Source organism: Cupriavidus sp. BIS7 (genome assembly GCF_000292345.1).
Classification (GTDB): domain Bacteria; phylum Pseudomonadota; class Gammaproteobacteria; order Burkholderiales; family Burkholderiaceae; genus Cupriavidus.
In genome coordinates this window covers 1-21,441 of sequence record NZ_ALOU01000024.1, presented here as the reverse complement: position 1 = coordinate 21,441, position 21,441 = coordinate 1, and the positions used below count along the sequence as shown (strand labels likewise).

The window sequence follows — 21,441 nt, the reverse complement described above, 5'->3', positions numbered from 1 at the left end:
GCGCTCACAGCCCCCAGGTCACCGCGTGGTTGCCCTCGCGCAGCAGGTTGCGGAAGCGCGCGAGCGCCCAGAGCGGGAAGAAGCGCGAATAGCCGTGGTAGCGCAGATAGAACACGCGCGGGAAGCCCACCGCCGTGAAATAGGGCTCATCCCACAAGCCATGGCAGGCCTGGGTGCGCAGCAGGTACTCCACGCCGCGTACCAGTGCGGGGTGATCGCCTGCGCCGGCGGCCATGATGCCGAGCATGGCCCAGGCCGTTTGCGACGCGTTGCTCGGCGCCCGCTCATAACCACGGTATTCAAGCTTGTAGCTGTCGCCCGATTCGCCCCAGCCGCCGTCCTCGTTCTGGATCGACAAGAGCCATTGAGCGGCGCGCTTCATCTCCGGCGCATCGGCGCCGATGCCGGCGGCGTTCAGGCCGCACAGCGCGCTCCACGTGCCATAGATATAGTTGGTGCCCCAACGGCCAAACCAGCTGCCGTCGGCTTCCTGTTCGTCCAGCAGATAGCGCAGCGCGCGTGCCGCTGGCTCGCTGCTGGCCGGCATCTGGCCGAGCTGGCACAGCATGGCCAGGCAGCGCGCCGACACATCGGCCGTGGGCGGATCAAGCAGCGCGCCGTGGTCGGCAAACGGGATGTTGTTCAGGTAGAGGTGCGTATTCTCGGGTTCGAAAGCCCCCCAGCCGCCGTTGCCGCTTTGCATGCCGACGACCCACTCGCATGCACGGTTCACGGCCTCGGTGTAGCGGTCCGACTGGTCACCCTTGTCGGCGCGGTCCATGGCCGCGGCCACCACGGCGGTGTCATCGACGTCCGGGTAATGCGGATTGGCATACTGGAACGCCCAGCCGCCCGGGCGCACATTGGGCCGGCGCACGGTCCAGTCGCCGCGCAGTTCCAGTTCCTGCAGCGGCAGCAGCCAGTCCAGGCCACGCCCGGCCGCGGCGATGGTGCGTGGTTCGCCGACTTCCAGCAGCGCGTGGGCAGCCAGCGAGGTATCCCAGACCGGCGACAGGCATGGCTGGCAATACGCTTCGTCATCGCGGACGACGAGCAGCTTGTCGATCGAGCGGCGCGCGATGGCACGGTTCGGGTCGCTTTCGGGCACGCCGAGCACGTCGAACATCAGCACCGAGTTGACCATCGCCGGGAAGATGGCGCCAAGGCCGTCTTCGCCGTTCAGGCGTTCAATCGTGAATTCGCGTGCGCGCTCGATGGCGCGCTGACGCATGCCGCGCGGGAACAGCGGCTCGGCCACGCGCACCACGGCGTCGAGCGCGCGGAATACGCCCACCCACAGCGGACTCTGGTGCGGTGCCCGGCGCGGCAGGCGCGCGGCCTGGCACGGGCGCACGAACAGTTCGTCGATGCCGATGTTGTGCGGATTCCGGGCCTGCGGGCGCAGGCTGTTGAGCACCAGCAGCGGCACGATGACCGTGCGCGCCCAGTACGACACCTTCGAAAGGTGGAACGGGAACCACTCGGGCAGCAGCATGATTTCCACCGGCATCATCGGCACCGCCTGCCACGGCATGACGCCGTACAGCGCGAGCAGCGTGCGCGTGAAAACGTTGCTGGCCTCGGCGCCGCCCATCGCGTGGATGGCGCTGCGCGCGCGGCACATGTGTTCGGCTTCAGGATCGTCGCCGGCCATCTTCAGCGCGAAGTAGCCCTTGACGCTGGCGCTGACGTCGGAAGCGCCGGCGTGAAACAGCGGCCAGCCGCCATCGGCGTTCTGGATGCGGCGCAGGTAGTTGGCGATCTTGCCTTCCAGCACCAGGTCCGGCGTTTCACCGAGGTAATGGACCATCAGGATGTACTCGGCCGGAATCGTGGCATCGGCTTCGAGTTCATAGACCCAGTGGCCATCGGGCTGCTGTTGGGCAAGCAGGGTCTCGACGGCATGCGCGATGCCGGCGTCAAGCGGATCGGGCAGGGCCGGCTGGACAGGACAATGCGCGCTGGTGGCCAGCGTTTCGTCCTGGGGGCGGGTAATTGTTGCGGCCTGGTTCATCAAATCTGGGGGCACTTCTTTATTCGGGGCGCGCGGAAGCTGCCGCGCGTGTCGCTAATGACATATCAGGCAATGGCATGCCGGAGCAGGATCCAGACCAGCTTGGCCTTGGGCACGCGCACACGTGCGCGCGGTGGCTGCCAGCCACGGGCCAGCAGGCGGGTCAGGATGCCGTGATAGACGTCGGACATGATGCGCGGCGAACGCACCACGCGTGCCGGGCAACGCGCCATGATGGCGGCGGACGCATCATAGTGCGCCTGTGCATCGCGGGCGATGCTGCTGCAGACATCGCCGATGGCGCGGTGATGTATGACGTCGTGCGGTGTGCCGATCGGGATGCCGGCGGCAGCCAGCGCTTCGGCGGGCAGGTAGAGGCGCCCGATCCCGGCATCCTCGTCAAGGTCGCGCAGGATGTTGGTCAACTGCAACGCGCGGCCCAGGTGATGGGCCAACGCGATGCCGGGTGCTTCCTCCAGACCGAACACGCGCACGGCCAGGCGGCCGACGGCGCTGGCCACGCGGTCGCAATAGGTGTCCAGCGTGGCAGCATCAGGCGCGACGATCGTCGCCACGACGTCCATGATCATGCCGTCGATGACGTCGGAAAAATCCTGCTGCTGGAGATTGAAGGCCTTGATCTGCTCGTCGAGCGAAGCCAGGGCCGCCGGCGCATGGCCGGCGTAGCAGGCGGCGATGTCCGCGCGCCATTGTTCCAGCGCGGCGAGCCGGTCGGCGTGCTGGGTGTCGCCATCGGCGATGTCGTCCACGGCGCGGCAAAACGCGTAGATCTCGAACATGGCCTGCCGCTGGGAAGCAGGCAGGATGCGCATGGCCGCGTGGAACGAACTTCCGGATGACACGGCAGGTCCGGCGATCGGCCCGCCAGGCGTTGCGATTTCAGTACCGGACACGGGTTTCCTCGGCACGCTTTGTCAATTGCATTCCAGCGGGGCTGCCAATGTCTGGCGCCCCGGGAACGGCGTAAATTCGGGGGTTTCGAAGTCGGGCGATTATAGCAACTTCACCGCGACGACGTATTTGTGACGGCATCGCCATACTGGATGTAGGGTACGCCACGTGCGGGTGTGGCCGTGGTCTGATCGATGACGCGGTCGACGTCGGGGACTTCGCGCAATGCGCCAAGGAACCCCTTGCGATCAAAATCGGCTGCGACGCAACCCTGCACGGTCAGCCAGCGTCCCCGCACCATGATCCAGAGCGAGCTTTGCTGCCAGGCAGGCATGGTATGCCGCAGCGTTTCGAGCCGCCGCTGCAGGGCCTCGGCAATGTCCTTGTCGTACTGATAAGCATTGGCCAGCCGGCATCGGCCTTCCATATAGCAATGGTTGCCTTCCTCGATGCGGTGATGCGCCTCCCGTTTCCAATCCGCTTCGGAAATGCGCGGACCCGCTGGTTCCGGGCAATTGGGAATGGCATGGGAAACCTGCTGGAACGGATCGTTGCCAAAGTTGCGCAGCGTCTGTCCATGGACGATTTTCGCCGCGCATATTGTCGCAACGAGCATTGCGGCAACATGGCTTGCTGTCCGCATAACCCGGCGCGAAGGCGGAACGTCAGCTATGCAATACATTATCAGGCTGCATAAAGCAGAAAGCCCCGCCGGAGCGGGGCTTCCCAGGCAAGATAAATTGCCCGGCGACCCAGATCAGATGGCCTGGATCTTCGTGGCCTGTTCGCCCTTCTGGCCCATGGCCTTCACGTAGCGAACCTTCTGACCTTCCTTCAGCGACTTGAAGCCATTGCCTTCAATCGCGGAGAAGTGTGCGAACAGGTCATTGCCGCCTGCGTCCGGCGTGATGAAGCCGAAGCCCTTGGCGTCGTTGAACCACTTAACGGTACCGGTTTCCATATATATCTATCCAACCTTGAATTTCAGATGGGCGTGATTGCCCGACCAAGCATGTCGCTCACAACGAACCGGAGCAAAACGCTACAGGCCGGCGCACATGCGAGCAGCCATTCTGCCGGTTTTTTTCTGGCTGTCAATCGGACTATGCCCCTAACGGTGTTTCGGCATACAAACAGCAGATATTAAATTTTTCTACATCAATTGGGGATTTGTCTGATGTCAGAATGGTTTGGCCGCCGATATGTCAGGGATTTGGGTATCCGGAGTACCGGGAATCGTTACCAGAATGCGCGACGGAAGCGAAAGTACCACACCTCTCCGAAATGTGGCTTCAACCGTGACTTACGCCTAATGGACTATGGCCATTGCGAGGCGTGGCCACCACAATACGCGCCGCAAACAGAACCTGACGGCGCCCGCAAATCGTGTGCTGCCTGACAGAAAACAATGGCGCATTGCGCTGCGGGCCTGAACGGGGAATCTCAGATGCAAATCCAGTCGTAGCGCGATTGGGCGGTATCCACAAGCCGTGCGGACCTGTCACCGGCCTGCATATTCGCCGGCGCACCGGCCGACCGCCGCCTTCCGCAAACTATCCGGTTGTCAGACTCGTCAAAATGCCAGATCGGGCAGGTTGGCACACGTCTGTTTCCTGCTCGTGACGTGGCGGCGCGGCCACAATTTTTGACAATCTGTTTCAAACGGATGGCCTAGCATCCCCCCCTGCTCGTGAATTCGGACTTTTCCTAAATTAGCGTGCCGGCATCGGCATAATGCGGAGGTTGCGCCGCCAGCGATGCGGCCAGGTGTGTCGCACAGAAATGTGCGCCAGAACAGACAACAGCATCGGACTTTCAGCCAGTGAAGCGATTGCAGCGATTGATACGGGGATTTTTTGGGGATGCAGGCAGGGCGCCAGGGTGGCGTTCGGGCACCGGCGCATGGCGCAATGCAATGGCCGTGCTGGCCGTGATGGCATCCGTGGCCGGCCTTGCGCTGGGCACGCTGACACCGGCTGCGGCAGTGCTCGCACAACCCGCACAACCGGTGCCGGCGGCCCCTGTGGGCCCGAGCGTGGCATTTCATTATGGCGCGCGGCCGCCCGTGGATATGCTGCAAGCCTTTGACGTGGCCGTGGTGGAGCCCGACAGCGGATTCGACCCGCGCCGCGCGAACACGCCCAATACGGCCTGGTTCGCCTATGTCAGCCTTGGCGAGGTCTTGCCGAGCCGTGCGTACTTCAAGGACATTCCGAAGGCGTGGCTTGCCGGCAGCAATGACGCGTGGAGTGCGCGCGTGGTCGACCAGGCCGCCGACGGCTGGCCCGCGTTCTATGTCGACAAGGTCATCGCGCCGCTGTGGGAGCGCGGCTATCGCGGCTTTTTCCTCGATACGCTCGACTCCTACCAGCTCGTAGCCAAGACCGATGCCGCCCGCGCGCGACAGGAAGCTGGCATGGTGCGCGTGATCCAGGCCATCAAGGCGCGTTACCCGGAAGCAAAGCTGCTGTTCAACCGCGGCTTCGAAATCCTGCCGCAGGTCCATTCGCTGGTCTACGGCGTGGCGTTCGAGTCGCTGTTCCGTGGCTGGAACCAGGCCAGGGGCGTCTACACCGAAGTCAGCCAGCAGGATCGTGACTGGCTGCTGAACCAGGCACGCATCGTCCGGGACGAGTACAAGCTGCCCGTGATCTCGATCGACTATTGCCCGCCGACGGACGGCAAATGCAAGCGCGACACCGCGCGCCGCATCCGCGCGCTGGGCATCACGCCTTATGTCACTGACTCCGGGCTGCAGACCGTCGGCGTTGGAGCGTTCGAGGTCCTGCCGCGCCGCGTGCTGGTGGTGCAGGAAAGCGAGCCGGGCGTGGCGATCGACAACAGCGAGGGTGTGCGCTTCGTCTCGATGCCGCTGAACTACCTCGGCTATCGCGTCGATTTTGCCGAGACGCGTGATCCGCTGCCGGAAATCACGCCGGACCGCTATGCGGGCGTGGTGGTCTGGACCAACGACAACATCACGCAGAACCCCGGGCGCTTCTATTCGTGGGTGGAGAAACAGATCCGCCAGGGCATACCGGTGGTATTCATGAACGGGTTCGGCACGCAGGTTGGCGGATCGCTGGCGCGCATGCTGGACCTGAAAGTGATCAAGGGGCGTGCTGCGGGCCCGGTGCAGATCGTCTCGCAGGACAAGATGATGGGCTTCGAGCAGCCCGTGTCCCCGGATCGTACCGAGGCGGTGCCGGTGCAGGTGCGCGACGGCGCGGCGAATACCCGCTCGCTGCTGCGCCTGCGTACGGGCACGCTGACCTATGACGCCGCGGCTATCACGCCGTGGGGCGGCTACGTGACGGCCCCCTACGCGGTGCGCCAGAACACGCCCAAGGGCCAGGACCGATGGGTCGTGCAACCGCTCGATTTCCTGCGCGAGGCGTTGCGTGTTCCATTGATGCCGGTGCCCGACACCACTACAGAAAGCGGGCGCCGTCTGCTGACGATCCATATCGATGGCGACGGGTTTGCCTCGAAGGCCGAGATTCCCGGTGGCGGTTTCGCGGGCGAGGTCCTGCTCAAGGAAATCTTCGACAAGTACCGGCTGCCGATGACGATGTCCGTGATCGAGGGCGAGGTTGGCAAGTCCGGCATGTATCCGAAGCTGTCGCCGGAACTGGAGCCGATCGCGCGCAAGATCTTCGCGCAGCCATATGTCGAGGTGGCCAGCCACACCTATTCGCACCCGTTCGAATGGGGCCGTACGGTGCCGGGCCATGAGAATGACGCGAGGGTCACCGAAGGCGACGAGGACTACCACCTGGCGATCCCGGGCTACAAGATGGACCTGAACCGCGAGATCGGCGGCTCCATCGACTACATCAACAAGGTCCTGTCGCCGAACAAGCCAGTGAAGATGCTGCTGTGGCCGGGCGACTGCCAGGCCCCGCCCGAGGCGCTCAAGCTGACCGATGCCGCGGGCGTGCTGAACATGAACGGTGGCGATACGCTGATCACGCGCAGCAACCCCACCTGGACCGCCATCGCGCCGCTGGGCATCCACAAGGCCGATCACACGTTCCAGGTTTTCGCCACCAACCAGAATGAAAACGTCTACACGAACCTGTGGCACGGCCCGTACTACGGCTTCGAGCGCGTGATCGAGACCTACGAGCTGACCGACAAGCCGTACCGCTTCAAGGCGGTGAACATCTACTACCACAGCTATTCGGGCACCAAGGTGGCATCGCTGAAGGCGCTGCACAAGGTGTATGACTACGTGCTGACGCAGAACCTGCTGCCGATACATTCCACCGACTATGTGCTCAAGGTGCTGGACTGGCAGGGCATGGCCGTGGCGCGCGAGCTTGGCGATGGTGCCGATGGCGCGCCGGCCGCCGGTGCGTGGCGCGTGCGCGGCGACGGCAACCTGCGCAACCTGCGCTGGACCGGCGCGGGCGTGCCAGACGTTGCATCGGCCACCGGCGTGACCGGCTCGTCGCCGGCGCCTGGCGGCGGTGTCTATGTGCACCTGGACGGCGGCAACGCGCGCTTTGCATTTGCGCCCGCGGCCGGGCAGGCCGTGCCGGAATTGCCCGAGGCCAACGGCCTGGTGCGCGACTGGCGCCGCGACGGCAATGTCACCCGCTTTGCGTTCTCCGGCTATTACAAGCCGTTCTTCCGGCTTGCCAACGCCGGCCAGTGCAGCGTGACCATTGACGGCAAGCCGGCCAACGGCCTGCGCGAGCGCAATACGCTGCGATTCGATACCCCCGCGGTAAATGATCCGATCCATGTCCAGCAACAAGTCGAAGTCCGCTGCGGCGCCTGAGCGCGAGCGGCTGTTGCCGCCGGCGCTGGTTCTGACGTTCACCGCGATGGTGGGGGTGGGCCTTGCGCTGATGTTCCCGCGCGAAACGCTGCGCGAGCGTCTGCTTGGACAAGGGCGCACCGTCGATGGCCTGACCGTGGCCTATCTGGAAGCATGGTCGCGCGTGGCGCCGGACGATACGAGCTTCATGAGCGTGCTGGCCGAACAGTACGCGCGCAGCGGCCGTCTGGACGATGCGGAGAAGATGCTCCAACGCATGATGGCGGTGCAGGGCAAGGACCTGTCTGGCCAGATCCTGCGCACGCGCATCGAGATCACGCAGCAGCGCGCCTATGCGGCGCAACCGGAATCCGCCGAGCGCGCGCAGCGGCTGGCGCTGATGAATGACCTGCTCAAGCAGGCCACCGCACCGGCAACATTGCGCCGCTGGACCGTGGCCGAGTTGCAGGCCTTGGCCACGCAATCGCGACAGGTCGGCAATGTCGATGCGGCCAGCAAGCTCTTCCGCGAGCTGGGCACGCGTGATCCGGCAAATGCCGATTTCTATAACCGCCAGCTCGCCGGCATCGCGCTGGAAGGCGGCAACTATCGCGATTCGGCACGCGCGCTGTTCGAGGCACAGGCGCGCTCGAAGAACCTGTACGAGCAGCGCACGCTGTTCCTGCAGGCACTGCAGACGCTGCAAGCCGGCAACCTGCTCGACGAAGCGCTGGCCGAAGCCGAACGCCACGGCGGCAAGCTGCTTGACGACCCGGACGTACTGCGCTATCTGACACGGCTTGCGCTGGCGGCCAACAAGCCCGATATCGCGGCGAAGTATGTCGAGCGGCTGCTCAAGCTGTCGGCCAACAAGCCGATGGGCGCCACGCAGCTTGCGCAGGCCCAGTTGCAACAGCATGTGCGCCGTGTATCAGACACCGAGCCGTGGCTCGCACGTGGTTACGTCTACCTTGATGGCCCACGCGGGCTGGCCGAGCGCGAGCGGATCGGGGCATTCGGCATGCAACGCGTGGCGGTGGACGCCCCAGCCGCCTCAGCATCATCAGCCGCTTCGGCCGCCGAGGCGAAGCGCGATGCGCGCAACGTCACGCAGGCCGAAGCGCAGGAGGCCGCCAAGGCCGAAGTGGCTACCGCCGCGGCTGCCGGCAAGGCGTTCAATGCCGATGACTACGACCTGGCCTATCGGGTATTCCTGGCCGCGGGCAAGCTCGATCAGGCGCAGCGCGTGGCGCAGACTGCCGTGCAGAAGCTGCCCAACGAGCCGCTCTGGCGTGAGCGCCTTGCGCAGGTGGCGGAATGGAATCGCCAGCCGATGGTTGCGTTGCAGAGCTGGCTCCAGTACGCACAGGCCACCAACGACGAACGCGCCTGGAACAACGTGATGCGCCTGGCGCCTGGGCTCAACGATGACCGCGCTTATCTGGCTGCGTTGCGGCACCGTGCCAAGGGCGGAGACCTGAAGACGATCGATGAGGTGGTTGCCGCCTATGAGCGGCTCGGCGAGCCCGAGGCCGGCATGGCGTTTCTCGATGGCCTGGCAAACGGCCCCAACGCGCGTCAGGTGATGGAACGCAACGCCGAACTGGCCGAACGCGCGGGCAAGGACGACCGCGCATTCGAACTCTACGGCCAACTGGAGAAGCGTTTTGGAGCGCACCCGATGTACGCGCTCAAGCGCGCCAACCTGCTGTTCGTGCGGGGCCGCCTGAACGAGGCGATGGACGCGATGCTGCCCGCGCGCAGCAAGGCCGGCCCGGAGGACTTGCTGTACTGGCGCACGTACACCGAACTGGCGCGCCTGACGCAGCGCGACGATCTGCTCAAGGACGGCTATCGCCAGATGATGATCGCGGTGGCGAAGACCCATGACGATCACTGCATGCGGATGCCGCCCGGCGCGGCGCGCAACGATTGCCTTGCCGAAGTCCGCGATGTCGAGGAAGCGGACTTCTCCAACCTGATCCGTTACTACGACCGCTCGCCGATCGACGCGGGCCGTATCGCCGAAGCCGGCTGGCGCAAGGGCGGCAAGCGCGAACAGCTCGAGCTCGCGGTGTACTACTACACGCGGGCGCATGCCTACATGCGCATCGAGCGCCTGCTTGCGGACCTGACGCCCGAGCAGAAGCACGAAGCCGAATCGTCGGCCGCATTCCTGATGCGCCGTGCCGAGTACTGGCGCCTGACCGGAGACCGCGACCGCGCGCTGGCCGACCTGCGCCGGGCCGTCGGGCAGGCCGACGCGGACAGCGAGACGTATGGCGCGCTGCTGTGGGCGCTCGTCGATATGGGCACCGACACCGAAGTACGCGCCGTGATGCTGCGCCTGAAGCCCGATGCCGAAGACGACCCTGGCCTTTGGGGCGCGTACGCGGCGGGTGCCATGCGTTTCCAGGATGGCCGTACCGCGCTGCACTACCTCAACAAGATGCAGCACGGCAAAAGCGCCGACCCGCTCTGGCTTGGCACAACCGCCGATGCCTACGAGGCTATCGGCCAGACGGCGACGGCATGGCGCATCCGCAGGCAGGCGTGGGTCGACCTCCATCACGCGTGGGCGGCCGGCGGCAGTAAATGGGCGACGGCCCCTGAAGGCGATGCCCCGGACACGGACGACGAGGAAGAGGACGCGCAGGGTGGTCCCGCGCGTGCAGACCTGCGCCGTCAGGAAGTGGCGCTCGGGCAGATCTTCGCTTCCGGCGATGTATCGCGCGCGCTGGTGATCGAGATGCTGCGGCGTGATCGTGCAACGGTGGCCGCGCGCCGCACTGCACCCGGAGATCCGAAATCGCCGTCGCAGCTTGGCGACGTGCCGGGTCTGCCGGCGCTGGAGGTGTCCCCGCCGGCCGCGCTGGCCGAGCGTGAGCGCCGCCGCCAGGAGCAGTTGTCCGCAGCCGCCCGCGAGGTGGCGCTGGCCTGGGCGATGTCGTCCGAATCGAACGAACTTGCGCGTGCCTGGCTGGCCCGGCAGTACGCGCACCGGATGCAGCGGCCTGACTATGCCGAGGTCTCGATCGCGCTCGACAACAACGACTTGAACAAGCTTGATCGCATCATGGAGCGCCAGGCAGGCCGTGTGCCCGTGGCGAGCCAGATCGAGGCGAACCGGCAGTTGGACCGTCTGTCGGCCGCGCAGACCCAGGCGTTCGAGACGCAGGATCTGGCGCGCACCGACGACACGCTGCAGGAAACGCTGCAGGATGCGCTGCTGTTCAACGCGCAGGCGCTGGAACCGCGCGTGACCTTCCAGCACCAGAAGCCGCTGGAGTACTACGAGTACAGCCTGGCCGGCGGCGCACGGCTGTGGGATGGCTATGCGCTGAACCTGCGCGGCGTGTTCCGCGACCAGCGCACCACCGACCGGACGCAGCTTGACAACGTGCCGGCCAGCGACCGCCGCGCCGAACTGGCGCTGACCTACCGCGATACGCAGAAGCGTTGGCTGCTGGGGGTGGGGCGGCGCGATGGGCTGCAGAGCTTCACCACCGCGCGTCTGGCCGGCGAATGGAATCAGGAGGGCCGGATTTCGTACACGGGGCTGCTGGGCTATAACCAGCCGGCCGATGAATCGTCGCAACTGCGCGTGGGCGGCATGAAGGACGTCGCGGAGCTTGGCGCCACGTGGCGGCTTGGCCTGCGCGAGTTCATTCGCGGCCGCCTCGAATATGACAAGTTCTACGGCCAGGATCGCAGCGCGCTGGGCCATGGCATGGTCTACGACGTCGAGGCCGGTTATCGGATTCGCACGCAGTATCCTGACTACACGGTGCGCCTGGTCGGCACGCGCGCGATCTACAGCACCAACGGCGGCACGCTGACGCCGACGATGCAGCGGCTGCTGCCGGCCGGCAGCGACGAGGCCACGCCGGCGTTCTATATGCCGCAGAGCTTTACGCAGGCCGGCCTGTTGTTCAGTTTCGGCACCGACCTGGTCGACGACTACACGCGCAAGTGGCGGCCGTTCCTGGAGGCCGGTGCACTGTATGACTCGCGCGCGGGCCACAACTTCCGTGGGCAGGCGGGCATGGCGGGCTCGGTGTTCGGCAACGATCACATGTCGATGTACGTGCTGCACGAGACCGCGTCCCGCAATGGCGGAACGCCACTGACGGAAGTGGGTCTGCGTTATCGCTGGCTCTATTGATGATCAAATTCTTGAGAGTAACGAGGGGGATCGAAACATGAACGGGATGATGACTCGCATGGGACGCGCGATTGGGCGCGCAGGGGCGTGGTGTGGCGCGCTTGGCATGGCGCTGTGGCTGGCCGGCTGCGCGGTGACCGACGTGGGCCGCGCGCCGCATATGGCGCCCGGCGAAACGGTGGCCATGCTGCCGATCGTCAACTACACGGAGACGCCGCAGGCAGGCCTGCGCGCCGAGGCGATTGCCGAGGCGCTGCTGAAGACTGGCGGCATGGAGAACCTGAAGCGCTATCCGGCATCCCTGAACCCCGAGACGCTGTTTGAACCGGCCGAGCGCGAATCGGTGGGCAAGGCGCTTGAATGGGCGCGCAGCGAGCGTGCGCGCTATGCGCTGACCGGCGCCGTGCAGGAATGGCGCTACAAGGTGGGTGTCGATGGCGAACCGGCCGTGGGCATCTCGCTGCAGCTGATCGATGTGGCCAGCGGCCAGGTTGTGTGGTCCGCCACGGGCAGCAATGCCGGCTGGAGCCGCGAGTCGCTGTCGGGCGTGGCCCAGAAGCTGCTGCGTCGCCTGCTGGCGCCGCTGATGCAAGGTTGAGCGCGCAAGGACGGGTGACAGACGTGGCCAGAACCGTGGAACAAAGGCGCCAGGGGCAGGGCATCGGCCTTGGCGGGCGCTATGCGCGCTGGCTGGCGCCGGCGGGAAGCGGCGCGGCAGCCGTCATCGAGATGGTCGGGATCATGGCGGTGGCGATGGGCGTCACCTGGCTGATCCTGCCGCAGAACCCGCTGTTGCTGGGCATGGGCTTTCCGTGGGCATGGCTGCTGCCGGTGATCCTGGCGCTGCGCTACGGCACGCTGGTGGGCGTGGGCGCGGTGCTGATGCTGCTGGGCGGATGGTTTTTCTTCGATGCGTTTGGCGTGCATACCAACGCCTTCCCGCGCACGTTCTTCCTGGGCGGGCTGCTGCTGGTGCTGGTGGCGGGGCAGTTCGGCGATGTGTGGAACACGCGCCTGGCGCGTGCGCGGGCCGTGAACCGCTATCTTGACGAGCGGCTGTCCGCGCTGACCAAGAACCACTACCTGCTGCGCATTTCGCATGCGCGGCTGGAAAACGACCTGCTGGCGCGGCCAACCACGCTGCGCGATACGCTTTCGCAACTGCGCGCGGTGGCGCTGCAGGGTGAGATGCGCGGTGGGCAGGACGGTCAGGGCGGTCTGCTGGCCGGTGCGCAGCCGATGCTGCAGGTGGTGGCGCAGGCCTGCCAGATTGAAGGTGCGGCGCTTTACGCCTGCGATGGCGGCCGGCTGCTGCCGCAATCGGTGGCAAGCATTGGCCCCGCGTTCGATATCGACGTGGACGATCCGCTCGTGCGGCACTGCCTTGATACCCGCGAGCTTGCGCATCTGCGTTCCAGCGGCCTGCAGCAGGAGGCGCAGACGCGCTATGTGGCCGTTGCGCCGGTGCTGGCTGCATCGGATCGCCTGATCGGCGTGCTGGTGGTGGAGCGCATGCCGTTCCTGTCGCTGACCTATGAGAACCTGCAGCTATTGATGGTGCTGATGGGCTACTACGCCGATGGGGTCGAGCATGCCCATGCCACACATGGCATACAGCAGCTCGCCCCGGCGATCCCCTATGCCTTCGCGCTCGACTACGCGCGGCTGTCGCGGCTGCGGCACGAAACCGGCATCGAAAGTTCCGTGGTGGCGCTGGTGTTCGACCTCGACGAGGCGCGTGACGCGCTGTTCGAACAGGTGGTGCGCAGCCGCCGTGCGCTGGACGTGGCCTGGCCTGCCCGCAACGCGCATCACCGCGCAATGCTGACGCTGATGCCGCTGTCGGACAGCCAGGCGGTTTCCGCCTACCTGGTACGTATCGAAGACATGCTTCGCGCGCAGTTCGGCACGGATTTCGCCAGTGCGCATATCGGCGTCTACACGCTGTCGGTGCCTGCCGCCGGCAGCGAGGAAGCGCTCATGCGCCTGCTGCACCGCTGCCAGCTTGATGATGCGGCATCCACCACGACCGCCAGGGTTGGCGATGCCCCCGGCGCGCGCACGGCGCCTACCGGCGCACGGACGGGCTGACCCATGGGCAAGCTCACGCTCGGAGGCACCGCCCTCCAGATATCCGCACTCGCGCTGCTGTTCCGCGGCGGCACGGGGCTGCCGTTGCTCGTGGCGTTCCTTACGCTGCAGGGTGGGGCTGCCGCGCTGCTGGGGCTGGCCTTGTGGCGCCTGCTGCCGCGCCGCTTTCGCACGCCGTTTGCATGGAGCTATGGCTACCTGGCCGCGTTCTGCTTCTTTGTGCCGCTGGGCGGCGTGCTGGTTTGCACGGGCAGCCTGCTGTTCTCGAAGCTGTTCCCGCGCCGGCGCGACAGCGATGGCATCGCCTCGGTCGCGTTGCCCGAATTCGTGACGCATCTGATCCAGCGCGTGACCCACGGCGGCGGCGCCAGACTGCGTGCGCAGCTTGGCAATACGCGGGCGCCACTGCCCGAACGCATGACCGCGCTGGTGGCCATGCAGTCGATGCCGACGCGCACGGCTAGCCCGGTGCTGCGCGAACTGCTTGCCGATAGCGCCGACGATATCCGGCTGCTGGCCTACGGCATGCTCGACGGCGCGGAAAAGCAGCTTACGCAGCAGATCCTGGCCGAGCTGCCACGGCTGGAGACCGCCGACACGCCGCAGGCGCGCGGCGAAATCAACAAGCGCCTGGCGGATCTGTACTGGGAACTGATCTACCAGAACCTGGTGCAAGGCGACGTGTACCGTTACACCGCCAGCCAGGTGGAGCGCTACGCAAGCGCGGCGCTTGCGATCGATGACAGCAACGCCGCGCTCTGGTACATGCGCGGGCGGCTTGCGCTGACGCGCAACGCGCCGGGCGAGGCGCGCGAATTCCTGGCCCGGGCCGAAGCGCTGGGGTTTGCACGCGAACGCGTGCTGCCGCTACTGGCAGAGGCGGCCTACCTTGAACGCGACTACGCCACCGTGCGCCGCCTGATGGCGACTTTCGACAGTCCTTCGCCGCTCCCGCTGGTGCGGCCCCTGCTGCGGTATTGGCAATCATGAGCGAGATTCTGGTCAAGGGAACGTCCGCGGACGTCATGCTGCTTCTGGAAGGCACGTTCCCGTACGTAAGCGGTGGCGTGTCGAGCTGGGTCAACCAGATGATCCGCGCGTTCCCCGAAATCCGGTTCGGCATCGTTTTCATCGGCAGCCGCCGCCAGGACTATGGCGAGATGGCCTACAAGCTGCCGGAGAACGTGGTCCATCTGGAAACGCATTTTCTCTACGACTTTCCGCCGCCGCCGCTGGTGCATGGCACAGCGGGCGACGCGCGGGCCTTCGACCGTTCGGACGAACTGCACGCGCTGCTGCGCCAGCCGGGCAAGGAAGAGCAGGCTGGCGAACTGATCCGCGAACTGATGCCGGCGCTGCGCGCGGGCGGGGCGCTGTCAGAGGATGCATTCCTGTACAGCAAGCGCGCGTGGGACACCATCACCAGCCAGTACCGGCAGTTCTGCACGGACCCGTCGTTCACCGACTATTTCTGGACCATCCGCATCATGCACAAGCCGCTGTGGCAACTCGTGCGGATTGCGGACGGGCTGATCCCGGCCAAGGTCTACCACACGGTTTCCACGGGCTATGCGGGTTTCCTTGGCGCGATGCTGCGGCATCGCAACGGGCGTCCGCTGCTGGTCTCGGAACACGGCATCTATACGAAGGAACGCAAGATCGACCTGTTCCAGAGCCAGTGGATCCGCGACAACCGCAATATCTTCGAACGCGATATCTCCCAGATCAGCTACTTCCGCGAACTCTGGGTGCGCTTCTTCGAAACGCTGGGCCGGGTCTGTTATGAGGCCGGCGACGAGATCACGGCGCTGTACGAAGGCAACCGCCGCCGCCAGGTGCTGGACGGCGCGGCCGCCGAACGCACGCGCAATATTCCGAACGGGATCAACCTGCCGCGCCTGTCGGCCCTGCGCGAAAAACGTGCGCCGGGCGTGCCGCCGGTGCTGTGCCTGATTGGCCGCGTGGTGCCGATCAAGGACATCAAGACGTTCATCCGCGCGATGCTGACCGTGGTGCGCGAGTACCCGGACGCCGAAGGCTGGATTGCCGGGCCCGAGGACGAAGACCCGGACTATGCGCGTGAATGCCGCAGCCTGGCGGAAAGCCTCGGCCTGGGTGAGAAGGTGAAGTTCCTTGGCTTTCAGAAGATCGACGACCTGCTGCCGAAGGTGGGTGTGCTTGTGCTCAGTTCGATTTCCGAGGCCCTGCCGCTGGTGGTGCTCGAAGGCTTCGCGGCTGGCGTGCCGTGCGTGACGACCGACGTGGGCTCCTGCGGCGAACTGGTGTTCGGGCTGCCGGGCGAGGATGCGGCGCTGGGGGCCGCTGGCGACGTGGTGCGCATCGCCGATCCGGCCGCGCTGGCCGGCGCCGCGCTGAAGTTGCTGCGGGAACCAGAATACTGGCGGGCCGCGCAGGCGACGGGCATCGCGCGCGTGGAGCGCTATTACACGCAGGAACAGATGGTGGGCAGTTACCGAACGCTCTATACGTCGCTGATGGCGATGCCGGACAACGCGCGCCGCGATCGTGGCGAGGCCAGCCCGGCGCAAAGCCCGGCGAAATGTCCAATGCACGGGGGAGGACGCTGACATGGCCGGCATCGGATTCGAACTACGCAAGATGCTGCGGCGGGACAGCCTTTCGGGGCTGATCGGCGCCTACGCCTATGCGGGCGTCATCAGCTCGGGCCCGTGGGTGCTGTCGATCGTTGGCATCCTGCTGATCGGCATGCTGTCCGTCGGCTTTGTGATCCCGGACATGCTGGTCACGCAGTTCCAGGTCTCGGTGACCAACCTGATCGCGGGCAGCCTGATACTGACCGGGCCGATGCAGCTCTCGTTTACGCGCTTCACATCGGACCGGCTGTTCGAGCGCCGCAGCGACCTGGTGCTGTCGAACTATCACGCGGTGGCGCTGCTTGCCACGGTGCTGGCCGGCGCAATCGGGCTGGCGTGCGCGTTCCTGGCGTTCCACGAGCAGTCGGTGTTGTACCGGCTGCTGATGGTTGCGGGCTTCGTGATCATGAGCAATATCTGGATTGCGGCGATCTTCCTGTCCGGCATGAAGCAGTACAAGGCCATCGTCTGGACGTTCCTGATCGGCTACACGATCACCGTGCTTGCCGCGCTGGTGCTCCGCCGGAACGGGCTGGAAGGGCTGCTGGGCGGGTTCGTGGGTGGGCAGCTGTGCCTGCTGGTCGGCATGATCACGCTGATCTACCGGAACTACACGAGCCACCGTTTCATGTCGTTCGAGGTGTTCGAGAAGCGCTACGCGTATCCGAGTCTGGTGGCCATCGGCTTGTTCTACAACCTTGGCATCTGGCTGGACAAGTTCATGTTCTGGTATTCACCGTCCACGGGCCAGCAGGTCATCGGGCCGCTGCATGCATCGATCATCTACGACATCCCGGTGTTCCTGGCCTACCTGGCGATCATCCCGGGCATGGCGGTGTTCCTGGTGCGGATCGAGACGGACTTCGTTGAGTACTACGACGCGTTCTACAACGCCGTGCGCGGCGGCAGTTCGCTCGAACATATCGAGGACATGCGCAACACGATGGTGCAGACCATCCGCCTGGGCCTGTACGAGATCGTCAAGGTGCAGGCGATTGCCTCGCTGCTGCTGTTCGTGGTGGGCGGATGGGTGCTGCGGCTGCTGGGCATCTCGGAGCTGTACCTGCCGCTGCTGTATGTGGACGTGATCGGCGCCAGCCTGCAGGTGGTGCTGCTGGGCGTACTGAACATCTATTTCTACCTGGACCGGCGCCGCGAAGTGCTGCTGCTGACCGGAACTTTCGTGGTGCTGAACTTCGTGCTGACCCGGCTGACGCTGTCGCTCGGGCCGGCCTGGTATGGCTATGGCTTCGCCGTGTCGCTGCTGATCGTGGTGGCGCTGTCGCTGTACCTGCTCGACCGCAAGCTGGACCGCCTCGAGTACGAAACCTATATGTTGCAGTGAGGTGCCGGGGCGGCGCATGGCAGGTGTCTTCCGTGTCCCCGGGGCTTCTGGTTACCCGCCACGCCACGAAACCGCTACGCCCGCAATGAACTATGTGTAATGCGGCGGAGTTGCAACACTCCATGCGCTGTTCCCCCTCTAACGTGGCCTCGACGGGCCATGGTACCGTTCGGTAACATGGCGCCGCCGTGCCCGACACAGGCCGTAGTCATCAGAGGGAAGAATGAGAATTGCCTCAGTGGAGGACGATGCCAGCCAGGCCGAGCAGATTCGTCAGTTGCTCGAAGAGGCGGGCTTTACATGCACGAGCTTTGCGACCGGTTCCGCATTCTTGCGCGCGCTGCGCGACCAGGCGTTCGACCTGGTCATCATGGACTGGCAACTGCCCGATGTCAGCGGCTATGAGCTGGTCAGCTGGGTTCGACAGCATTCCGGGCACTTGCCGCCCATCCTGTTCCTGACCAGTCGCATCGACGAATCCGATATCGTCGCCGGCCTGGCCGTTGGCGCCGACGACTATCTTGCAAAGCCGGTCCGGCCGGGTGAGTTCATCGCGCGCGTACGCGCGCTGCTGCGTCGCGCCTACCCGGAGACCGTGCGCGACGACGACCTGATCCGCCAGGGCGACTATATGGTGGACGCGCGCCGCCGCGTTATCGCGCTGGCCGGGCAGATCGCCGACCTTTCGCCGCGCGAGTTCGACCTTGCGCTGTTCCTGTTCCGCAATATCGGCAGGCTGCTGTCGCGTGACGTGATCGAGCAGGCCGTCTGGGGCCGGGCGATGGAGGCTGGGTCGCGCACGCTGGACACGCATATGTCGCGCCTGCGCATCAAGCTGGCGCTGCGTCCGGATCACGGTGTGCGGCTGACCTCGGTCTACTCGCATGGCTACCGGTTCGAAGCCACGGCTTCAAATGAGTAGTGGCAGCACCGAGGCAACCGCCGGCGCCAACCTCATCGCCACTGGTTTCCGTCGCCGCACGCAGGTGGAATGGGCGCTGATCACCGCTGTCGTGCTGGTCATCGCGCTGGCCGCGTCGCGGCTCGCATGGTTCGAGCGCGCGGATCTGGCGGTATTCGATCTGGCCATCTCGGGCCAGGCTCACGCGGCACGCAACGATATCGTGATCGTCGCCATCGACGACGAGAGCATTGGCGTGCTGGGCCGCTGGCCGTGGCGGCGTTCGGTGCTGGCTGCGCTGGTCGATCATATCCAGGCCGACCAGCCACGCGTGATCGGCATCGACGTGATTCTTTCCGAGCGCGATATTCGCTATCCGTCCGACGATGCGGACCTTGCTCACGCCGTGGCGCGGACCGGCAACGTGATCGTGCCCGCCGTGGCGGAAGCGGGCTCTGGCGGACCCGTGCTGCGCGGCCCGATGGACGGCCTGCTGGCAGGCGTTGGCCATATCAACATGGCAGTGGATACCGATGGCGTGGCGCGGCAGGTTTACCTGCGCGAAGGCGATGGCGACGGCCCGCCAATCTGGCACTTCGCTGCGGCAATGGCCGGGGCCGGGCAACCATCGCCAGTCACGCCGGAACAGTTTCGCCATGAACGCGCCACGCAAATCGACAGCGCCGGCTGGATCAGCCAGGACCGGCTGCGCATCCCGTATGTGGGCCCGCCGGGCTCATTCGCACGAGTTTCTGTGCTCGATGTCCTGTCGGGCCAGATCGGCCCCAGTTTCTTCCATGGCAAGTCGGTGCTGATCGGCGCGGTGGCCACGGGGCTTGGCGATGTGTTCCCCACGCCGGTATCGCGCGACGGGCGCGGCATGAGTGGCGTGGAAATCCTTGCCAATTCGCTGCAGGCACTGCTCGATGGCACCGGCATCGTCACGGTACCGCCGCTGGTTGGCTGGCTGGCGACAGCGCTGCCGGTGTTGCTGGCCGCGCTGGCCGCGTTGATGCTGTCGCCGCGCGATGCGCTGATCGCCACCGTGCTGCTGGTGGCCGCGCTGATTGGCTGCAGCCTCTGGCTGCCGGGGGGTATGCACCTGTGGTTCGCGCCATCGGGAGCGGTAATTGGCTGCCTGATGATCTATCCGCTCTGGAGCTGGCGACGCCAGGAGGCCGCGCTGCGATTTCTTTCCGAGGAACTCGCGCGCCTGACCTATGAGCCAGGGCTTCTGCCGGCGCCCGCCGCGCGTATCGACCATTCGCTCGATGGCCGCATGCAGGCCGTCTACGCCATGACCGCACGCCTGCGCGACATGCGGCGCTTCCTGTCGGACGGGCTCGAAAGCCTGCCCGAGGCAACCGTAATCTGCAATCTCGATGGCGGCATTCTGGTGGCCAACCGCCGCGCGGTGGCGCTGGTGCCGACGGTGCTGCAGGGCATCGACGGCGTTCACTACGCCAACGACCTCAGGGACATGCCGGGCGGGGATTTTTATGGCGGCCTTGCTCGCCCCGGGCTTCCGGACATCATCGAGGCCATGTTCGCGGTGCCGGGCCCCGGGCTGGCCTACTGGGATGCGCTGTGCGGCGCGCTAGAAGTCGATGCGCCCGTCATGTCATCGGCCGATTCCCACGGCGTGGAACTGGCCACCGAGGACGATCGGCGCTACCTGCTCCACGGCGCGCCGCTTCACGGTGAAGCAGGGCGCCCGGCCGGCGTGATCGTCAGCCTGATCGACATCACCGCGATCCGCCGCGCCGAACGCCAGCGCGAGCAGGCGCTGCACTTCCTTTCGCACGACATGCGTTCGCCACAGGCGTCTATCCTGGCGCTGATCGACCTGCAGGCGCGGCCGCAACGCGCGTTGCCGCAAGCCGAACTGCTTGGGCGCATCGGCGAGCACGCAAATCGCACGCTGGCGCTGGCCGATGATTTCATCCGGCTTGCACAGGCTGAGTCACAGAGTCTGGAGTTTGCCGAGGTCGATCTGACGCAGCTTGTGCTCGACGCCACTGACGAACTGTGGGCGCTGGGCAAGGCGGCCGGCGTCGAGTTGCGGCTGGATGTCGATGCCGAAGGCATGACCCTGCGCGCGGCGCCGGCCTTGCTGGTGCGCGCTATCGCCAATCTGGTCAGCAATGCGATCAAGTTCAGCCCTCCCGACACCACCGTGACGGTGCGGCTGCGGCGGCTCGGCCCCTATATGGCCATCGAGGTGGCCGACCAGGGGCCGGGAATCCCGCAGGAAGCGCAGGCGCGGCTGTTCCGGCCGTTCAGCCGTGTGCACGCGCATGGCGCCGATGCGCCGTCAGGCAGCGGACTGGGTCTGGTATTCGTGAAGACCGTGGCCGAGCGCCACGGCGGACGAGTGATGGTGAAAAGCGAGGCGGGCCAGGGCGCAACGTTCTCGATCTGGCTGCCGCTGCGCAGCCGCCTGCACTGACGCAACCTGCACCGACGCAACCTTCGGCAGACACAATTGTTGGCAATCGCCAATGCAAAAATTGCCTACGATCTGGGGGCCGCGGACTCCGCATCCACGGCCTTCATGCCCGCGTCGTACCCCGGCGCGGGCATATTTTTTTGCGTTGGCGGGGCGCGTGAGCCCTGGCCCTCTCCCCCTGCCC

13 protein-coding genes are annotated in these 21,441 nt (G+C 65.7%); 9 read left to right on the top strand and 4 right to left on the bottom strand.

Features of this window, described 5'->3' with window-relative positions:
• Positions 1 to 4 precede the first annotated feature (4 nt).
• The 4 genes from shc to B552_RS0110005 form a co-directional block, all read right to left on the bottom strand.
• The gene (gene shc / locus B552_RS0110020; protein ID WP_019448883.1) at positions 5 to 2,014 is read right to left on the bottom strand and encodes a squalene--hopene cyclase; all 2,010 of its coding nucleotides are present in this window, start codon (positions 2,012 to 2,014) and stop codon (positions 5 to 7) included.
• Positions 2,015 to 2,079: 65 nt separating this feature from the next.
• Positions 2,080 to 2,928 carry a presqualene diphosphate synthase HpnD gene (gene hpnD, locus B552_RS0110015; RefSeq protein ID WP_019448882.1) on the bottom strand — a complete coding sequence of 283 codons (849 nt, stop codon included), beginning with the start codon at positions 2,926 to 2,928 and terminating at the stop codon, positions 2,080 to 2,082.
• A 110-nt stretch (positions 2,929 to 3,038) separates the two neighbouring features.
• On the bottom strand, positions 3,039 to 3,542 hold the full coding sequence (locus tag B552_RS0110010) for a BON domain-containing protein (RefSeq protein WP_019448881.1): 504 nt from the start codon (positions 3,540 to 3,542) through the stop codon (positions 3,039 to 3,041).
• Between the two features lie 141 nt (positions 3,543 to 3,683).
• Positions 3,684 to 3,887 carry a cold-shock protein gene (locus tag B552_RS0110005; RefSeq protein WP_008650922.1) on the bottom strand — a complete coding sequence of 68 codons (204 nt, stop codon included), beginning with the start codon at positions 3,885 to 3,887 and terminating at the stop codon, positions 3,684 to 3,686.
• A gap of 954 nt (positions 3,888 to 4,841) precedes the next feature.
• Between B552_RS0110005 and B552_RS0110000 the strand changes: the two genes are divergently transcribed.
• From B552_RS0110000 to B552_RS0109960, 9 genes are all read left to right on the top strand, one after another.
• Complete coding sequence (locus B552_RS0110000; protein ID WP_019448880.1) at positions 4,842 to 7,712, top strand: bifunctional glycoside hydrolase 114/ polysaccharide deacetylase family protein; 2,871 nt, start codon at positions 4,842 to 4,844, stop codon at positions 7,710 to 7,712.
• The gene (locus B552_RS0109995) at positions 7,675 to 11,856 is read left to right on the top strand and encodes a tetratricopeptide repeat protein (protein WP_019448879.1); all 4,182 of its coding nucleotides are present in this window, start codon (positions 7,675 to 7,677) and stop codon (positions 11,854 to 11,856) included. The genes B552_RS0110000 and B552_RS0109995 overlap by 38 nt, the downstream gene beginning before the upstream one ends.
• Positions 11,857 to 11,902: 46 nt before the next feature.
• Positions 11,903 to 12,454, top strand: coding sequence for a transporter (locus B552_RS0109990; protein WP_035879673.1), 552 nt, complete (start codon positions 11,903 to 11,905; stop codon positions 12,452 to 12,454).
• A 23-nt stretch (positions 12,455 to 12,477) separates the two neighbouring features.
• Positions 12,478 to 13,947, top strand: coding sequence for a PelD GGDEF domain-containing protein (locus B552_RS0109985; RefSeq protein WP_051003553.1), 1,470 nt, complete (start codon positions 12,478 to 12,480; stop codon positions 13,945 to 13,947).
• 3 nt (positions 13,948 to 13,950) lie between these two features.
• Positions 13,951 to 14,937, top strand: a complete 987-nt coding sequence (locus B552_RS0109980) for a hypothetical protein (RefSeq protein WP_019448876.1) — start codon at positions 13,951 to 13,953, stop codon at positions 14,935 to 14,937.
• The gene (pelF, locus tag B552_RS0109975; protein WP_019448875.1) at positions 14,934 to 16,535 is read left to right on the top strand and encodes a GT4 family glycosyltransferase PelF; all 1,602 of its coding nucleotides are present in this window, start codon (positions 14,934 to 14,936) and stop codon (positions 16,533 to 16,535) included. The genes B552_RS0109980 and pelF overlap by 4 nt, the downstream gene beginning before the upstream one ends.
• A 1-nt stretch (position 16,536) precedes the next feature.
• Positions 16,537 to 17,907 (top strand): exopolysaccharide Pel transporter PelG, encoded by a 1,371-nt coding sequence (gene pelG, locus B552_RS0109970; protein ID WP_019448874.1) that lies wholly within the window; start codon positions 16,537 to 16,539, stop codon positions 17,905 to 17,907.
• A gap of 223 nt (positions 17,908 to 18,130) precedes the next feature.
• Positions 18,131 to 18,829 carry a response regulator transcription factor gene (locus B552_RS0109965; protein ID WP_026035512.1) on the top strand — a complete coding sequence of 233 codons (699 nt, stop codon included), beginning with the start codon at positions 18,131 to 18,133 and terminating at the stop codon, positions 18,827 to 18,829.
• Positions 18,822 to 21,257 carry a CHASE2 domain-containing protein gene (locus B552_RS0109960; RefSeq protein ID WP_019448872.1) on the top strand — a complete coding sequence of 812 codons (2,436 nt, stop codon included), beginning with the start codon at positions 18,822 to 18,824 and terminating at the stop codon, positions 21,255 to 21,257. The genes B552_RS0109965 and B552_RS0109960 overlap by 8 nt, the downstream gene beginning before the upstream one ends.
• Positions 21,258 to 21,441 lie beyond the last annotated feature (184 nt).